Below are 16,159 nucleotides of genomic sequence, written 5' to 3'. Positions count from 1 at the left end.
TTGCCCGGCCTGAATTAATTAAACCCGGCTACCCCACAAATCGTACTCATCGGCGTGCTCGACTTTCACTCGCAGGATATCACCCGGCTTAACGTTGGTTTCACCATTGAGATAAACCGCGCCGTCGATTTCCGGTGCATCTGCCATGCTGCGACCAATCGCGCCTTCTTCGTCCACTTCGTCGATAATCACCAGAATTTCACGGCCCACTTTCTCTTGCAGGCGCTCGGCGGAAATTTGCTGCTGCAACTGCATGAAACGGTTCCAGCGTTCTTCTTTCACTTCTTCCGGAACCTGGTCAGGCAGGGCATTGGCGTCTGCACCTTCAACCGGGCTGTATTTAAAGCAGCCAACGCGATCCAGACGTGCTTCTTTCAGGAAGTCGAGTAGCATCTGGAAATCTTCTTCCGTCTCGCCAGGGAAGCCAACAATAAAGGTTGAGCGTAGGGTCAGTTCCGGGCAGATTTTGCGCCACTGTTTGATGCGCGCCAGTTGGCGATCTACAGAACCCGGACGTTTCATCAGTTTGAGAATGCGCGGGCTGGCGTGCTGCAACGGAATGTCCAGATACGGCAGGATTTTGCCCTCTGCCATCAGTGGGATGACGTCGTCCACATGCGGATAAGGGTAAACGTAGTGCAGACGTGTCCAGATCCCCAGTTTCGATAACTGTTCGCACAGGCTGACCATGCTGGTTTTTACCGGCTCGCCGTTGTGGAAGCCAGTACGATGTTTAACATCGACGCCATACGCGGAAGTATCCTGCGAGATCACCAGAATTTCTTTAACGCCCGCATCAACCAGACGTTTCGCTTCACTTAACACTTCGCCAATCGGACGGCTCACCAGATCGCCGCGCATAGACGGAATAATGCAGAAGGTGCAGCGGTGATTACAGCCTTCAGAAATTTTCAGATAGGCATAATGACGCGGCGTCAGTTTCACACCTTGTTCTGGCACCAGGCTCAGGAATGGGTTGTGTTTCGGTTTTGGCACGTAGTGATGAACGTGCTCCAGAACCTGCTCATAGCTATGAGGCCCGGTGATTTCCAGCACTTTCGGGTGGACTTCGCGGATCTGATCTTCTTTTGCCCCCAGACAACCGGTCACAATTACCTTGCCGTTTTCATTCAACGCTTCACCAATGGCTTCCAGTGATTCTTGTACCGCGCTGTCAATAAAGCCGCAGGTGTTGACGATCACCATGTCCGCATCATCATAGCTCGGTACCACGTCATAACCTTCAGTGCGTAGTTCGGTGAGAATACGCTCTGAATCGACAAGGTTTTTCGGACAGCCAAGGGAAACAAAGCCGATTTTCGGCTGGGGAGTTACTTTGCTCATAGCTTAAAAAATATTCAGTTACAGGAAAGGTCAGGGCAGGGATTCTACAGAGTTCTGGATAAAATTTGTATCGCAATCTCATTCGCTGGCGGAGTTGAAGGAAATGTAAATTTTGTTAATTCGGCGTGAAGAATTGATCCTGGACAGCATTTTGCTCAAAAAACAGCCATACTATTTAATTGCAACAAGGCTGGAAAGAGGAGGATCGAAGTATGTTCGTTGACAGACAGCGAATCGATCTGCTGAACCGGTTGATCGACGCACGCGTTGACCTCGCCGCATACGTGCAACTGAGGAAGGCAAAAGGATACATGTCCGTCAGCGAAAGCAATCATCTACGAGATAACTTTTTTAAACTGAATCGCGAACTGCACGATAAATCGCTGCGGTTGAATCTTCATCTGGATCAGGAAGAATGGAGTGCTCTTCATCATGCTGAAGAAGCATTAGCGACAGCCGCAGTATGTTTGATGAGTGGGCACCATGATTGCCCGACTGTTATTACCGTCAACGCCGATAAGCTTGAAAATTGTCTGATGAGCTTAACGCTGAGTATCCAGAGCCTGCAGAAGCACGCCATGCTTGAGAAGGCCTGAAAACTAAGGGGGAGAAAGCGTCTCCCCCTTCATGTTTAAGTTTTTGTAAAAATGAATTTGTTATCTCCTCCACTGACTACGCTTTAAGCCAGAGTCAATCCGGAGGCGTTATGCATCGACAATCCTTTTTCCTTGTGCCCCTTATTTGTCTTTCTTCCGCTCTCTGGGCAGCTCCTGCAACGGTAAATGTCGAAGTACTGCAAGACAAACTCGACCATCCCTGGGCGCTGGCCTTTTTACCCGATAATCACGGTATGTTAATCACTCTGCGCGGCGGCGAGTTGCGTCACTGGCAAGCAGGAAAAGGATTATCTGCGCCGCTTTCCGGAGTGCCGGACGTTTGGGCGCACGGGCAGGGCGGCCTGCTGGACGTGGTTTTAGCGCCCGATTTTGCTCAGTCGCGCCGCATCTGGTTAAGTTATTCCGAAGTTGGCGATGATGGCAAAGCCGGAACTGCTGTGGGTTATGGCCGCTTAAGTGATGATCTCTCAAAAGTGACCGACTTCCGCACCGTCTTTCGTCAGATGCCAAAACTGTCTACCGGCAACCATTTTGGCGGGCGGATGGTATTTGACGGTAAAGGTTATCTTTTTATTGCTCTGGGCGAAAACAATCAGCGCCCGACGGCGCAGGATCTGGATAAATTACAGGGCAAACTGGTGCGACTGACCGACCTGGGAGAAATCCCGGATGATAATCCTTTTATAAAGGAATCTGGTGTGCGCGCCGAGATCTGGTCTTATGGCATTCGTAATCCGCAAGGAATGGCGATGAATCCGTGGAGTAATGCACTATGGCTGAATGAACATGGCCCGCGCGGTGGCGATGAAATTAATATCCCGCAAAAAGGCAAAAACTACGGCTGGCCGCTGGCAACCTGGGGAATCAACTATTCAGGCTTTAAGATACCGGAGGCGAAAGGGGAGATCGTCGCCGGGACCGAGCAACCTGTTTTTTACTGGAAAGATTCGCCCGCCGTGAGCGGCATGGCCTTCTATAACAGCGATAAATTCCCCCAGTGGCAGCAAAAATTATTTATTGGCGCGCTGAAAGATAAAGATGTCATCGTGATGAGCGTCAACGGCGACAAAGTGACAGAAGATGGCCGTATTTTAACGGACAAAGGGCAGCGAATTCGTGATGTTCGCACTGGACCCGACGGTTATTTATACGTTCTCACCGACGAGTCCAGTGGGGAATTACTTAAAGTTAGCCCACGCAATTAGCTAACGGGAATCATCACCACTTTGCGCACTGCGGGGCGTTCAGTGAGTTGCTGATACCAGCGTTGCAGATTTGGACGCGGTGTCCAGGTCAGGCCAACGTTAAACAAATTGTAGATGAACGGTGCGATAGCGATATCGCCCACACCAAACTCGTCGCCTGAGAACCATTTTACTTTTGCCAGTTCCGCATCTAGCAGGGCAAACAGGGCGTCGCACTCTTTGCAACTGGCATCAATGGCGGCCTGATCGCGCTCTTCCGGTGGTGTTCTGACTAATCCCATCAGGATCCCGCGATGAGCATTACTGAGCGTCTGGTTTGCCCAGTCCATCCATTTTTCTGCTTCCGCACGACGTGCCGGTGAGTCGATCCACAGGCGTTTTTGCCCGTACTGTGCCGCCAGATAGCGGACAATGGCGTTTGATTCCCAAAGAATGAGATCACTTTCGTCGTCACGCAACAACGGCACCAGCCCGTTAGGGTTCATCGCCAGAAAATCAGCATCGTGATTTATCCCAAACTCACGGCCCGCGAGAATTTGCTCATAAGGTAGTTCCAGTTCTTCGAGCGTCAGCAATACTTTTTTTACGTTGGTTGAATTATTCCGACCCCACAGCGTAATCATACTCACCCCTTTTCCGACAGGCAGCCACAGGCTGAACAGGACTCCGATGGTGAAGTAAAGTTAACTTTTAAGCAACAGCTGGCAAAAAAATGACACCAGAAGCAGCGAAGCGGCAGGATATTGCATAAACTTTAAAAACTTTACCAACTTACGGTTTCTTTAAGTTTGTGTGTGCGTTATTAATCACCGAACTTATCATACGGCGATATAACGTATTTTTTTTGAATGGATACTCGGGTGGCATTTATGACGCAATACTCCTCTCTCCTTCGTGGTCTTGCAGCGGGTTCTGCATTTTTATTCCTTTTTGCCCCAACGGCATTCGCGGCGGAACAAACCGTTGAAGCGCCGAGCGTGGATGCGCGTGCATGGATTTTAATGGATTACGCCAGCGGTAAAGTGCTGGCAGAAGGCAATGCGGATGAGAAACTGGATCCCGCGAGCCTGACTAAAATCATGACCAGCTATGTGGTTGGGCAGGCGCTTAAGGCCGATAAGATTAAACTCACCGATATGGTGACGGTCGGTAAAGATGCCTGGGCGACGGGAAATCCGGCACTGCGTGGTTCATCGGTAATGTTCCTCAAACCGGGCGATCAGGTTTCGGTGGCAGACTTGAACAAAGGTGTGATTATCCAGTCCGGTAATGACGCCTGTATTGCGCTGGCTGATTACGTTGCCGGGAGCCAGGAGTCATTTATTGGTTTGATGAATGGTTATGCCAAAAAACTGGGTCTGACCAACACTACCTTCCAGACGGTGCACGGCCTGGATGCGCCGGGGCAGTTCAGTACCGCGCGCGATATGGCATTGCTGGGTAAAGCATTGATCCACGATGTGCCGGAAGAGTACGCCATTCATAAAGAGAAAGAGTTCACCTTCAACAAAATTCGTCAGCCTAACCGTAATCGTCTGCTGTGGAGCAGCAATCTGAATGTTGATGGCATGAAGACAGGAACCACGGCAGGCGCGGGATATAATCTGGTTGCTTCGGCTACCCAGGGCGATATGCGTTTAATCTCCGTAGTGCTGGGGGCGAAAACTGACCGTATCCGTTTTAATGAGTCTGAGAAATTATTGACCTGGGGTTTCCGCTTCTTTGAAACCGTGACGCCAATTAAACCTGATGCCACATTTGTGACTCAGCGCGTCTGGTTTGGTGATAAGAGCGAAGTGAATCTCGGGGCAGGCGAAGCGGGCTCAGTGACCATACCGCGTGGGCAGCTGAAAAACCTGAAGGCGAGTTATACGTTAATGGAACCGCAGCTTACCGCACCGCTGAAAAAAGGTCAGGTTGTCGGCACCATTGATTTCCAGCTTAACGGTAAATCCATTGAGCAGCGTCCGCTGATCGTGATGGAAAATGTGGAAGAGGGCGGATTCTTTGGTCGGATGTGGGATTTCGTGATGATGAAATTCCATCAGTGGTTCGGCAGCTGGTTCTCTTAATCTTCTGATAACCGGATGGCGCGAAACGTCATCCGGTTATACGTCATTAATACATCAACTTAATACGCTGCGTCTGCGCGTACTTCACATACTCATCTTCCGGGCAACAATCGCTCACAACAATATCAAAGCGTTTCAGGTCACCCATGCGCGCCGGACGCACCTTGCCAAATTTACTGTGGTCGACAACCAGCACATGCTTTTGCGCCATCGACATGGCCCAGTGTTTTACCGGCAACTCTTCAAGATTAAAGCAGGTAGCGCCTTTACTGACATGCACGCCCGCAGCGGAATAAAAAGCGATATCCGGGCAAAAATTATTCAGCGTTTGCTGAAAATCGATGGGTTTGAAAATGGCGTTGCTGGCGTGAAATTCACCACCGCAAAGAAACGCGCGGCAATGGGGTTTCTCTTTCAGCGCCAGAAAGGTATTTAGCGAATAACAAACGGCGGTAAAAGGGATTTCATTATCAATTGCTTCAATAATCCACGGCGTGGTGGTGCCACAGTCAAAAAAGAGGGTCTGATCGGGTTCTACCAGCGTCGCAGCCAGTTTTGCCGCCCGGCGTTTTTCTTCCACCAGGCGGGATTTTTGATCGCTTAACAGGTAATGGCTGGCGCTGCGTGGTTCCAGAACAATATAGCCGCCGAGCAAAACGACGGGCGCACTGTGGTTGTTCAGATCGCGACGAATCGTCATCTCCGAAACCCCAAGCAGGGCGGCGGCGTCTTTAAGATGTAACTTATCACTGCGTTTTAATTCTTGCAGCAGCTGCCCGATACGCTCTTCGCGACGTGTTTCCATAATCCCTCTGAATAGTTATTGAAGCGAGCCGCTCAATACTACACTTTTTAGCAGAGATCAGTCACGCACCCAGCCTTTGCGGATCGGTAATGCAAAACAGAAGCGATACCACGATTGCAGACGTTGATAGAGTTTATGCCCCATCGCTTGCCAGATAATCTGGGCGCTAAGGCAGCCAATCATACCTGCCAGCAATCCACCGAGCATATCCAGCGGCCAGTGGACGCCAAGATAAACGCGCGACCAGGCAATGACGACGGCCAGCACCATTAAAAGTGAGCCGGACCACAGGCGATGCCAGCATAAAAATGCCAGTGCAAAGGTGAAAATCACCGTACCGTGATCGCTCGGGAATGAGTCATCCGCCGCATGATGCAGGAAGTTATAGCCGATATTTTCGACAAAGGGTCGGTCGTGCGGAAAAAGATGTCCCATCGTCCAGGACACAAACAGGCTGACCGCCAGCGCGATAGCGATTTTTATCACCAGTTGCCGTTGTGCTGTAAGCCCCCACAACCAAAGTACTGCGGCCAGCAACGGCACCACGGTAATCAAATCTTTAGCAATAAAAATCGCCAACGAGATCATCCACGGCGCAGAGTCTGGCGTTGCGTTAATAAGAGAGAATAGAGAGAGATTCAAATTTTCCAGCATAACTTCCCGACGCAAAGTGATTAAAAGGGAGCCAATACAGGCAAGTCGTTGAGAATAAAGTGCAGGTTAAACTGGGTAAAGCGGCATCGTCTTATTTCCCTCAAGCGGCCTGTTTACGGTAGGTGATTGTAACGGGCAAAGGTTAAATAAAACTTAAAGAAAGCGTAGCTATACTCGCAATAATGTAAGAATGTGCTTAACCGTGGTTTCAGCTACAAAATTCGCTTTCTCGTTAGCTGCGCTTTTATTAAACTTTGCGCGATTATTATTGGCGAAGAAATTGCATGCAAAATAAATTAGCTTCCGGTGCCAGGCTTGGACGTCAGGCGTTACTTTTCCCTCTCTGTCTGGTGCTTTACGAATTTTCAACCTATATCGGCAACGATATGATTCAACCCGGTATGTTGGCCGTGGTGGAACAATATCAGGCGGGCATTGATTGGGTTCCTACTTCGATGACTGCGTATCTGGCGGGCGGGATGTTTTTACAATGGCTCCTGGGGCCGTTGTCGGATCGTATTGGCCGCCGTCCGGTGATGTTGGCGGGAGTGGTGTGGTTTATCGTCACCTGTCTGGCAATATTACTGGCGCAAAACATTGAACAATTCACCCTGTTGCGCTTCTTGCAGGGCATAAGCCTCTGTTTCATTGGCGCTGTGGGATACGCCGCAATTCAGGAATCCTTCGAAGAGGCCGTTTGTATCAAGATCACCGCGCTAATGGCGAACGTGGCGCTGATTGCTCCACTACTTGGTCCGCTGGTGGGCGCGGCGTGGATCCATGTGCTGCCCTGGGAAGGGATGTTTGTCTTGTTTGCCGCATTGGCAGCGATCTCCTTTTTCGGTCTGCAACGAGCTATGCCTGAAACCGCCACGCGTATAGGCGAGAAACTGTCGCTGAAAGAACTCGGTCGTGACTATAAGTTGGTGCTGAAGAACGGCCGCTTTGTGGCGGGGGCGCTGGCGCTGGGATTCGTTAGCCTGCCGTTGTTGGCGTGGATCGCCCAGTCGCCGATTATCATTATTACCGGTGAGCAGTTGAGCAGCTATGAATATGGCTTGCTGCAAGTGCCTATTTTCGGGGCGTTAATTGCGGGTAACTTGCTGTTAGCGCGTCTGACCTCGCGCCGCACCGTACGTTCGCTGATTATTATGGGCGGCTGGCCGATTATGATTGGTCTGTTGGTCGCTGCTGCGGCAACGGTTATCTCATCGCACGCGTATTTATGGATGACCGCCGGGTTAAGTATTTATGCTTTCGGTATTGGTCTGGCGAATGCGGGACTGGTGCGATTAACCCTGTTTGCCAGCGATATGAGTAAAGGTACGGTTTCTGCGGCGATGGGGATGCTGCAAATGCTGATCTTTACCGTCGGTATTGAAATCAGCAAACATGCCTGGCTGAACGGGGGCAACGGACTGTTTAATCTCTTCAACCTTGTCAACGGCATTTTGTGGCTGTCGCTGATGGTTATCTTTTTAAAAGATAAACAGATGGGAAATTCGCACGAAGGGTAAAAAAATGCCTGATTGCTTTGTGCGATCAGGCATTCTCGAATTAATGGTGATGGTCGTCAATCTGGTGTTCGATAACCATCCCTTCACCTACGCTGGCAAGATGGCGAACATAAGGATGCGGGCGGTAAGCCGGAGCTGGCGCAGGAGCCACATAGACGGTTTGCGGCACAGTCGCGACGCTGACTGAATCAGGAACCACAACCACTTTGTATCCACTCGGCACATCGACGGTGACACTTTGCGCCATCGCCACACCAGTAAAGCCCATTAAAAGCGCGCCCAACAGTAGACAATTTTTCATAATCATTTCGCCTGAAATAATGCAGCGGGTTAATTTCCGCGAATTATGCAATCTTCATTCAGGCATTGTGTTGCCGGGCGTGCTGCCGTTTTATTGGTTAAATGGCGCTTCGTGTTTAAGCACTTTATCGATCACATCCAGTACGCCTTCACGGTTATTGGAGCCTGCCCGGTATTTTGCCGCTGCGACGACCGCGCTGCCGGCATTTTCCATTGCAAAACTAAAGCCTGCCTGACGCAGCATCTCAATATCGTTACCGCCATCGCCAAAGACCACCACTTCGCTGTCGTCTATTCCCCATAATTTCTGCAGTTGGCGAAGGCCATTGGCTTTATGTACACCGGGGATAATCAGATCGATGCTGCCGTTGCCGGTATGGACCGGTACCATGATATCGCCGATGGCCTCATGTAATGCTTTTTGCACTTGTGGGATCAGTTCGTCAGAGAGATTAAGGCCAAATTTAAAGAAGATATCTTCTAAGTTGTCAAAGTTATCGACGTATTCCAGACGGTGATAATACATTTCCGCCACCGTTTTCATGGCATCGTCATATTTTTTGAGGGTATAGGCGCTATTTTTTCCGCAGGCAATAATTTCCACTTCCGGGCGCGTCAGCAAATGTTCTACGACAGTAGTAAACGCATCCTTCGACAGCTCGCCATTAAAAACATCTTTGCCTTCGCTCACTACCCAGCCGCCGTTTTCAGCCACAAAGGCAATTTCATTAGCAATTTCAGGAAAGAAAGAGATCAACTGATAATATTGATTCCCGCTGGCGACCACAAAGCGAATGCCTTGTGCTTTCATTTGCTGATACTGAGCCATAAACCGCTCACGGTTATAGGTTTTTTGATCGCTTAAGAAAGTACCATCCATGTCTACCGCAATTAATTTAATGCTCATCAACTATTCTCCATCGCCGTCTGCGTTTTGGTATCGGGTTTGGCGACGGCTTTCGCGACAATAGCCGCGAGAATAACCAGCGCCAGTACAACCAGCATTGCACTACGTAATCCATAATGTTCGCCGAGATAGCCCAGCAGCGGCGGCCCGACGAGGAAAGCCAGATAACCGGTCGTAGCTACCACGCTGACGCGGGTTGGTGCATCGGGGCCGGTATCGCTGGCGGCAGAAATAGTCAGCGGGAAGCCCAACGAGGCACCCAGTCCCCAAAGTACAACAGACACCCCAGCGACCCAGGCGCTATCGACAAAAATAATCAGCCCAATACCCAACGCCCCCATTAGTGCACTGGCCCGAACCACGGCAACGCGACTGTAACGGTCAATGAACCAACCGCCGGTAAAGCGTCCAACGGTCATCCCCAGGGTAAAACCGGCATAAATCAGCGAGCCGGAAGTAGGGCTAAAACCGTGACCATCAACCATTAATAAGGGTAACCAGTCGTTGGCAGAACCTTCGGCAAAGGCCATCGCCAGCACCACAACACCAATCAACAGCAACTGGATATCCCGATAAAAAGGTACGCCTTTTTCACCATGCTGGGTGCCATCGGCAGCATTTTTGCCCGTACCGTCAGGGATTGCCTGAATGGCGATATAAATAGGTGCGATGCCTACCAGCGCCGCCAATAAAATATGCACCGTTGCCGGAACGCCAAAGGCCGTCAGTGCCATCCCGACACCTGCGCCTGCCAGCGTGCCCAGGCTATAAAAACCGTGCATCATCGGTAAAACCGTCTTATTCATTTCTCTCTCAACGGCGGCACCTTCAACGTTTATCGCCACTTCCGCAGAACCAAAACTAGCCCCAAAGACGCCGAGACCAACGGCAAAGAGCAAGGGCGATGTCAGCCAGAGTGCCAGACTTAATATCATCATCCCAATCAATGCGCAGGACATCGTCACAAGGATGACATTACGCGTCCCAAAGCGTTTCACTAACCACGCCGAGCAGAGAATACCGCTCATCGAACCGATCGACAGACCAAAGAGAACACCGCCCATTTCAGCGATCGAGACAGAGAGAATATCGCGGATAGCAGGCGTACGGGTTGCCCAGGACGCCATTAACAGGCCTGGCAAAAAGAAGAACATAAACAGCGCCCAGGTTCGGCGTTTCAATGCATTACGTGAAGAATTTACGGTCATAGACCACGTCAAAATAAGAAGAGGGAAGACAACATTAGCAAGACTGTGTACATTTGTACACAATTGCAGAGAGAGGAAATGACATGCGTCGCGCTAACGATCCGCAACGGCGAGAAAAAATTATCCAGGCCACGCTGGAGGCGGTGAAACTTTACGGAATACATGCTGTTACACACCGCAAAATTGCTACCCTTGCCGGGGTGCCGTTGGGATCGATGACCTACTATTTTTCAGGAATTGATGAGTTGTTGCTGGAGGCGTTCAGCCGTTTTACTGAGATCATGTCCCGGCAATATCAGGCATTTTTTAGCGATGTTAGTGATGCTCCAGGCGCATGCCAGGCTATCACCGATATGATCTACAGCTCACAGGTCGCAACGCCGGATAATATGGAGCTGATGTACCAGCTCTACGCGCTGGCTAGCCGAAAACCGCTCTTAAAAACGGTAATGCAAAACTGGATGCAGCGCAGTCAACAAACGCTCGAACAATGGTTTGAACCCGGAACCGCCCGCGCGCTTGATGCGTTTATTGAGGGAATGACGCTGCATTTTGTCACCGACCGTAAGCCGCTATCACGCGAGGAGATTTTGAGGATGGTTGAGAGGATTGCTGGGTAGTAGATAAATTTCAGGCAACAAAAAACCCATCAACCTTGAACCGAAATGGCGGGGTTGATGGGCTCCACAAAATGGGGACATCAAAGAAAAGCAGTGGCACTAATTAAGACTGATGCCCTGCGGAAAAGTTCTGCGGTTGTGCAAAAAAATTTCATTTTCAGGGCAACTTCAGTTTTATCCTAATCCTGGCCATACCATGACGATGATTGTCCCTGCCAGCGTCAGCAGGACGTTGGCGATTGCATAGGTGCCCGCATAGCCCAGCGCCGGGATGTTACTGCGAGCTGTATCACTGATGATCTCCATTGCCGGCGCGCAGGTGCGTGCGCCCATCATTGCGCCGAACAACAGTGCGCGGTTCATTCGCAATACATAAGCACCGAACAAGAAACAGATAACCACTGGCACAAGACTGACAATCAATCCGGCAATCAACATCTGACCGCCAATCGCGCCTAGGCCGTTATTAATACCGCTACCGGCGCTCAGACCAACGCCTGCCATAAACACCATTAAGCCGAACTCTTTCACCATGCTTAATGCACCCTGCGGAATGTAACCGAAGGTCGGGTGGTTAGCGCGCATAAATCCCAGCATAATTCCGGCGAATAACAACCCGGCAGCGTTCCCCATGCCGAAACTGAATGTGCTGAACTGGAAGGTGATCATCCCGATCATCAGCCCAATAACAAAGAAGGCGCAGAATGCCAGCAAGTCAGTGACCTGGCTGTGAATCGAGATAAAGCCGATGCGATCGGCGATGGTTTTTACGCGACGGGCATCGCCGCTGACTTGTAAAACGTCACCTTTGTTAAGCACGACGTTGTCATCTATCGGCATCTCAATCTGGCTACGAATGACGCGGTTAAGGAAGCAACCGTGATCGGTCAACTTCAGTTGTGCGAGACGTTTGCCCACGGCGTTATGGTTTTTAACGACCACTTCTTCAGTGACGATACGCATGTCGAGAAGGTCACGATCGAAAACTTCTTTGCCGTTACGGAAGCTGGGATCGAGTCGTGCGTGGGCGTCGGGATAGCCTACCAACGCTATTTCATCGCCCATTTGTAGCACAGCATCACCGTCTGGATTCGCCAGAATCCCGTTACGTCGAATACGTTCAATGTAGCAGCCAGTTTGTCGATAAATACCCAGTTCACGCAGATTTTTGCCGTCGGTCCAGGCCACCAGCTCCGGGCCGACGCGGTAGGCGCGGATCACCGGTAAATAAACCTTACGGTTGGCATCAGTGTCCAGGCCACGTTCGCGGGCGATTTGCTGGGCGCTGGTCTGTAAGTCCTGATGCTGCAATTTCGGCAAGTAACGCGCACCAACAATCAAACTCACCAGACCGATTAAATAGGTTAAGGCATACCCGAGGCTCAGATTATCCAGTGCCAGTGAGAGCTGCCTGCTTTCCATGCCGGAATGACGCAGTGTATCGCCAGCACCGACCAGAACCGGTGTCGACGTCATAGAGCCAGCTAACATACCGGCCGTCAGGCCAATATCCCAGCCAAACAGCTTACCTAACCCTAAGGCGATCACCAGCGCACTGCCAACCATCACCAGTGCTAACATTAGGTAATTTTTCCCATCGCGAAAAAAAATGGAAAAAAAGTTCGGTCCGGCTTCGACCCCGACGCAGAAAATAAACAGCATAAAGCCAAGATTAAGCGCGTCGGTGTTAATGCTGAAATGTTGTTGGCCTAATAACAGCGATACGACTAAAACGCCAATGGAATTACCCAGTTGGATCGAACCAAGTCGTAATTTCCCGAGACATAGCCCAAGCGCGAGGACCACAAATAATAACAGAATGTAATTCCCATTTAACAATTCGGCGACGTTTATATTCACGGAGGCTAACTTCTTGTTTACTAGTAAGCTGTTGAAAGAAATGGTAATTTACGATAATGTTTTTTACCAGAATTCAGGGCGCAGATTCATTCAGCGCACCTAAAAGATAGTAAAGTAACAATATATTTTACTAGTGTAATCACATTAGGTATCAACGGCTATATGAATTGCGTTGGCCTATATTAGCATGGAATGCGAAGCGGCTTTATCTTACTGAACGCCACACTGGCGAAAAATGTGTTCGATAGACGCAGTGTCAGGAGGAACGAGTGAAACATAAACAACGTTGGGCGGGGGCAATCTGCTGTTTTGTCCTCTTCATTGTGGTGTGTCTTTTTCTGGCGACGCACATGAAAGGCGCTTTTCGGGCTGCCGGGCATCCTGAAATCGGTTTGCTATTTTTCATTCTTCCTGGTGCAGTTGCCAGCTTCTTTTCACATCGTAGAGAAGTCCTGAAACCTCTGTTTGGCGCAATGCTGGCGGCACCCTGTTCGATGCTCATTATGCGGCTGTTTTTTTCACCGACGCGCTCATTCTGGCAAGAGCTGGCATGGTTATTAAGTGCGGTGTTCTGGTGTGCGCTGGGGGCATTGTGTTTCTTATTTATCAGTAGTTTGTTTAAACCACAGCACAGAAAAAATCAATAAAGCCCTCAACGCGAGGGCTTGTCAGACGATCAGGCGTCCAGATTCTCTTTCGCCCATGCAGCAAAATCGGTATAGCCGCCGATATGTTGCTGATCGACAAAAATCTGCGGCACGGTTTCTACGGGTTTACCTGCCTTTTGTTGTAGATCTTCTTTAGTGATCCCTTCCGCACGAATATCTACATACTGATACTGGAAATCATCGCGTTCATTGCTCAATTTCTCAGCCAGATCTTTTGCACGCACACAGTAAGGGCAACCCGGACGACCAAAAATAACGGTTTGCATTATTTCTCTCCTCATAGATTTATGCCTGTAATGATCACGCTAAAATGTATTCGCTGAAAGTAGGTTTAACCTGTTGCATTAATTGATAAAAGCTATAACTGTTAAACACAATACAGTGAAAAGTTTTAGACTGAAGGCTCACTTTGCAGAGGGAAGCGTATGCGCGCGATCGGTAAATTGCCTAAAAGCGTGTTGATACTGGAATTTATCGGAATGATGTTGCTGGCGGTGGCGCTGCTGTCGGTAAGCGACTCCCTGTCGCTACCTGAGCCATTTTCTCGGCCAGAAGTGCAGATTCTGATGATTTTTCTCGGTGTTTTGCTCATGCTTCCCGCTGCGGTGGTGGTTATTCTTCAGGTGGCAAAACGTCTTGCCCCACAGCTGATGAACCATCCACCGCAATATTCACGTTCAGAAAGAGAAAAAGATAATGACGCCAACCATTGAACTTATTTGTGGCCATCGCTCCATTCGCCATTTCACTGATGAACCCATTTCCGAAGCGCAGCGTGAGGCGATTATTAACAGCGCCCGTGCGACGTCCAGTTCCAGTTTTTTGCAGTGCAGTAGCATTATTCGCATTACCGACAAAGCGTTACGTGAAGAACTGGTGACGCTGACCGGCGGGCAAAAACACGTAGCGCAAGCGGCGGAGTTTTGGGTGTTCTGTGCCGACTTTAACCGCCATTTACAGATCTGTCCGGATGCTCAGCTCGGCCTGGCGGAACAACTGTTGCTCGGTGTCGTTGATACGGCAATGATGGCACAGAATGCATTAACCGCAGCGGAATCGCTGGGATTGGGCGGGGTATATATCGGCGGCCTGCGCAATAATATTGAAGCGGTGACGGAACTGCTGAAATTACCGCAGCATGTTCTGCCGCTGTTTGGGCTGTGCCTTGGCTGGCCTGCGGATAATCCGGATCTTAAGCCGCGTTTACCGGCCTCCATTTTGGTGCATGAAAACAGCTATCAACCGCTGGATAAAGACGCACTGGCGCAGTATGACGAGCAACTGGCGGAATATTACCTCACCCGTGGCAGCAATAATCGCCGGGATACCTGGAGCGATCATATCCGCCGAACAATCATTAAAGAAAGCCGCCCATTTATTCTGGATTATTTGCACAAACAGGGTTGGGCGACGCGCTAAAACTGCCACGTCGATGTATGATACGCGGGCTTTTGACCAGGTCTGACAGAGAGGTGCAGAGTGAAAATTGCCATATTGTCCCGGGATGGAACGCTCTATTCGTGTAAGCGGCTGCGTGAAGCCGCTATACAGCGCGGTCACCTGGTTGAAATTCTTGATCCGCTTTCTTGCTACATGAACATAAATCCTGCGGCGTCTTCTATTCACTACAAAGGCCGCAAGTTACCCCATTTTGACGCAGTGATCCCGCGTATTGGCACCGCCATTACCTTTTATGGGACGGCGGCACTGCGCCAGTTCGAGATGCTGGGGAGCTATCCGCTCAATGAGTCGGTCGCCATTGCCCGGGCGCGTGACAAATTGCGTTCCATGCAACTGCTGGCGCGTCAGGGCATCGACCTGCCTGTCACGGGCATTGCGCATTCGCCGGATGATACCAGCGATTTAATCGACATGGTCGGTGGTGCGCCGCTGGTGGTCAAGCTGGTTGAAGGCACGCAGGGAATTGGTGTCGTGCTGGCGGAGACGCGTCAGGCGGCCGAAAGCGTGATTGACGCTTTCCGCGGTCTGAACGCGCATATTCTGGTGCAGGAATATATCAAAGAGGCGCAAGGGTGCGATATCCGCTGTCTGGTTGTTGGCGATGAAGTAGTCGCTGCGATTGAACGGCGAGCGAAAGAGGGCGATTTTCGTTCCAATTTGCATCGTGGCGGCGCGGCAAGCGTCGCCAGTATCACACCACAGGAGCGTGAAATCGCGATAAAAGCCGCGCGAACGATGGCGCTGGACGTTGCTGGTGTGGATATTCTGCGTGCTAATCGCGGGCCGTTGGTGATGGAAGTGAATGCGTCGCCAGGGCTGGAAGGAATAGAAAAAACCACCGGTATCGACATCGCGGGTAAAATGATCCGCTGGATCGAACGCCACGCTACGACAGAATATTGCCTGAAAACGGGTGGTTAG

18 protein-coding genes are annotated in these 16,159 nt (G+C 50.4%); 9 read left to right on the top strand and 9 right to left on the bottom strand.

Annotated features, from left to right (window positions below):
* Positions 1-18: 18 nt before the first annotated feature.
* Positions 19-1,344: a 30S ribosomal protein S12 methylthiotransferase RimO gene (rimO, locus tag EAS44_RS16715; protein ID WP_000049378.1), complete on the bottom strand. Its 1,326-nt coding sequence runs from the start codon at positions 1,342-1,344 to the stop codon at positions 19-21.
* A 212-nt stretch (positions 1,345-1,556) separates the two neighbouring features.
* Here rimO and bssR point away from each other — a divergent pair, with 212 nt between their 5' ends.
* A complete protein-coding gene (gene bssR / locus EAS44_RS16710) occupies positions 1,557-1,940 on the top strand; it encodes a biofilm formation regulator BssR (protein ID WP_000497137.1) in 384 nt (127 codons plus the stop codon).
* A 110-nt stretch (positions 1,941-2,050) separates the two neighbouring features.
* A complete protein-coding gene (gene yliI / locus EAS44_RS16705) occupies positions 2,051-3,166 on the top strand; it encodes an aldose sugar dehydrogenase YliI (protein WP_000555040.1) in 1,116 nt (371 codons plus the stop codon).
* On the opposite strand, the gene gstB is transcribed toward yliI, so the two are convergent.
* Positions 3,163-3,789 carry a glutathione S-transferase GstB gene (gstB, locus tag EAS44_RS16700; RefSeq protein WP_001295292.1) on the bottom strand — a complete coding sequence of 209 codons (627 nt, stop codon included), beginning with the start codon at positions 3,787-3,789 and terminating at the stop codon, positions 3,163-3,165. The two genes, yliI and gstB, sit on opposite strands and share 4 nt — an antisense overlap.
* Before the next feature lie 246 nt (positions 3,790-4,035).
* Between gstB and dacC the strand changes: the two genes are divergently transcribed.
* Positions 4,036-5,238, top strand: a complete 1,203-nt coding sequence (gene dacC, locus EAS44_RS16695) for a serine-type D-Ala-D-Ala carboxypeptidase (RefSeq protein WP_001467835.1) — start codon at positions 4,036-4,038, stop codon at positions 5,236-5,238.
* Between the two features lie 46 nt (positions 5,239-5,284).
* Here the strand turns inward: dacC and deoR are convergent, their stop codons facing one another.
* Together deoR and ybjG are read right to left on the bottom strand one after the other, a co-directional pair.
* Positions 5,285-6,043, bottom strand: coding sequence for a DNA-binding transcriptional repressor DeoR (gene deoR, locus EAS44_RS16690; RefSeq protein ID WP_000450121.1), 759 nt, complete (start codon positions 6,041-6,043; stop codon positions 5,285-5,287).
* Positions 6,044-6,100: 57 nt separating this feature from the next.
* On the bottom strand, positions 6,101-6,697 hold the full coding sequence (gene ybjG, locus EAS44_RS16685; RefSeq protein ID WP_000892317.1) for an undecaprenyl-diphosphate phosphatase: 597 nt from the start codon (positions 6,695-6,697) through the stop codon (positions 6,101-6,103).
* Between the two features lie 284 nt (positions 6,698-6,981).
* On the opposite strand from ybjG, the gene mdfA reads away from it, so the two are divergent.
* Positions 6,982-8,214: a multidrug efflux MFS transporter MdfA gene (mdfA, locus tag EAS44_RS16680; protein WP_001180089.1), complete on the top strand. Its 1,233-nt coding sequence runs from the start codon at positions 6,982-6,984 to the stop codon at positions 8,212-8,214.
* Between the two features lie 40 nt (positions 8,215-8,254).
* Here the strand turns inward: mdfA and ybjH are convergent, their stop codons facing one another.
* The 3 genes from ybjH to ybjJ all read right to left on the bottom strand — a co-directional run bounded on the left by ybjH (position 8,255) and on the right by ybjJ (position 10,629).
* Positions 8,255-8,521 carry a protein YbjH gene (gene ybjH, locus EAS44_RS16675; RefSeq protein WP_000605476.1) on the bottom strand — a complete coding sequence of 89 codons (267 nt, stop codon included), beginning with the start codon at positions 8,519-8,521 and terminating at the stop codon, positions 8,255-8,257.
* An 84-nt stretch (positions 8,522-8,605) separates the two neighbouring features.
* Positions 8,606-9,421, bottom strand: coding sequence for a 5-amino-6-(5-phospho-D-ribitylamino)uracil phosphatase (gene ybjI, locus EAS44_RS16670; protein WP_001331955.1), 816 nt, complete (start codon positions 9,419-9,421; stop codon positions 8,606-8,608).
* Entirely contained in the window at positions 9,421-10,629 is a 1,209-nt protein-coding gene (gene ybjJ / locus EAS44_RS16665; RefSeq protein ID WP_000217859.1) for an MFS transporter, read from the bottom strand. The genes ybjI and ybjJ overlap by 1 nt, the downstream gene beginning before the upstream one ends.
* A gap of 83 nt (positions 10,630-10,712) precedes the next feature.
* Here ybjJ and rcdA point away from each other — a divergent pair, with 83 nt between their 5' ends.
* Positions 10,713-11,249: a DNA-binding transcriptional regulator RcdA gene (gene rcdA / locus EAS44_RS16660; RefSeq protein WP_001295903.1), complete on the top strand. Its 537-nt coding sequence runs from the start codon at positions 10,713-10,715 to the stop codon at positions 11,247-11,249.
* Positions 11,250-11,423: 174 nt separating this feature from the next.
* Here rcdA and ybjL read toward each other — a convergent pair whose 3' ends face one another.
* Entirely contained in the window at positions 11,424-13,109 is a 1,686-nt protein-coding gene (ybjL, locus tag EAS44_RS16655; RefSeq protein ID WP_001024876.1) for an aspartate:alanine antiporter, read from the bottom strand.
* Positions 13,110-13,378: 269 nt separating this feature from the next.
* Here ybjL and ybjM point away from each other — a divergent pair, with 269 nt between their 5' ends.
* Positions 13,379-13,756 carry an inner membrane protein YbjM gene (gene ybjM, locus EAS44_RS16650; protein WP_000681104.1) on the top strand — a complete coding sequence of 126 codons (378 nt, stop codon included), beginning with the start codon at positions 13,379-13,381 and terminating at the stop codon, positions 13,754-13,756.
* A gap of 29 nt (positions 13,757-13,785) precedes the next feature.
* On the opposite strand, the gene grxA is transcribed toward ybjM, so the two are convergent.
* Positions 13,786-14,043 (bottom strand): glutaredoxin 1, encoded by a 258-nt coding sequence (gene grxA / locus EAS44_RS16645; protein ID WP_001195230.1) that lies wholly within the window; start codon positions 14,041-14,043, stop codon positions 13,786-13,788.
* Between the two features lie 159 nt (positions 14,044-14,202).
* Here grxA and ybjC point away from each other — a divergent pair, with 159 nt between their 5' ends.
* From ybjC to rimK, 3 genes are read left to right on the top strand one after another with little or no spacing between them, the layout of a single operon-like run.
* A complete protein-coding gene (gene ybjC, locus EAS44_RS16640) occupies positions 14,203-14,490 on the top strand; it encodes a DUF1418 family protein (protein ID WP_001201575.1) in 288 nt (95 codons plus the stop codon).
* Positions 14,474-15,196, top strand: coding sequence for a nitroreductase NfsA (gene nfsA, locus EAS44_RS16635; RefSeq protein ID WP_000189165.1), 723 nt, complete (start codon positions 14,474-14,476; stop codon positions 15,194-15,196). Before ybjC ends, nfsA begins: the two co-directional genes overlap by 17 nt.
* A gap of 60 nt (positions 15,197-15,256) precedes the next feature.
* Positions 15,257-16,159 carry a 30S ribosomal protein S6--L-glutamate ligase gene (gene rimK, locus EAS44_RS16630; protein ID WP_000684321.1) on the top strand — a complete coding sequence of 301 codons (903 nt, stop codon included), beginning with the start codon at positions 15,257-15,259 and terminating at the stop codon, positions 16,157-16,159.

The sequence above is a fragment of the Escherichia coli DSM 30083 = JCM 1649 = ATCC 11775 genome (assembly GCF_003697165.2).
In the GTDB taxonomy this organism is placed as follows: domain Bacteria; phylum Pseudomonadota; class Gammaproteobacteria; order Enterobacterales; family Enterobacteriaceae; genus Escherichia; species Escherichia coli.
This window is presented reverse-complemented; position numbering and strand designations above follow the sequence as displayed.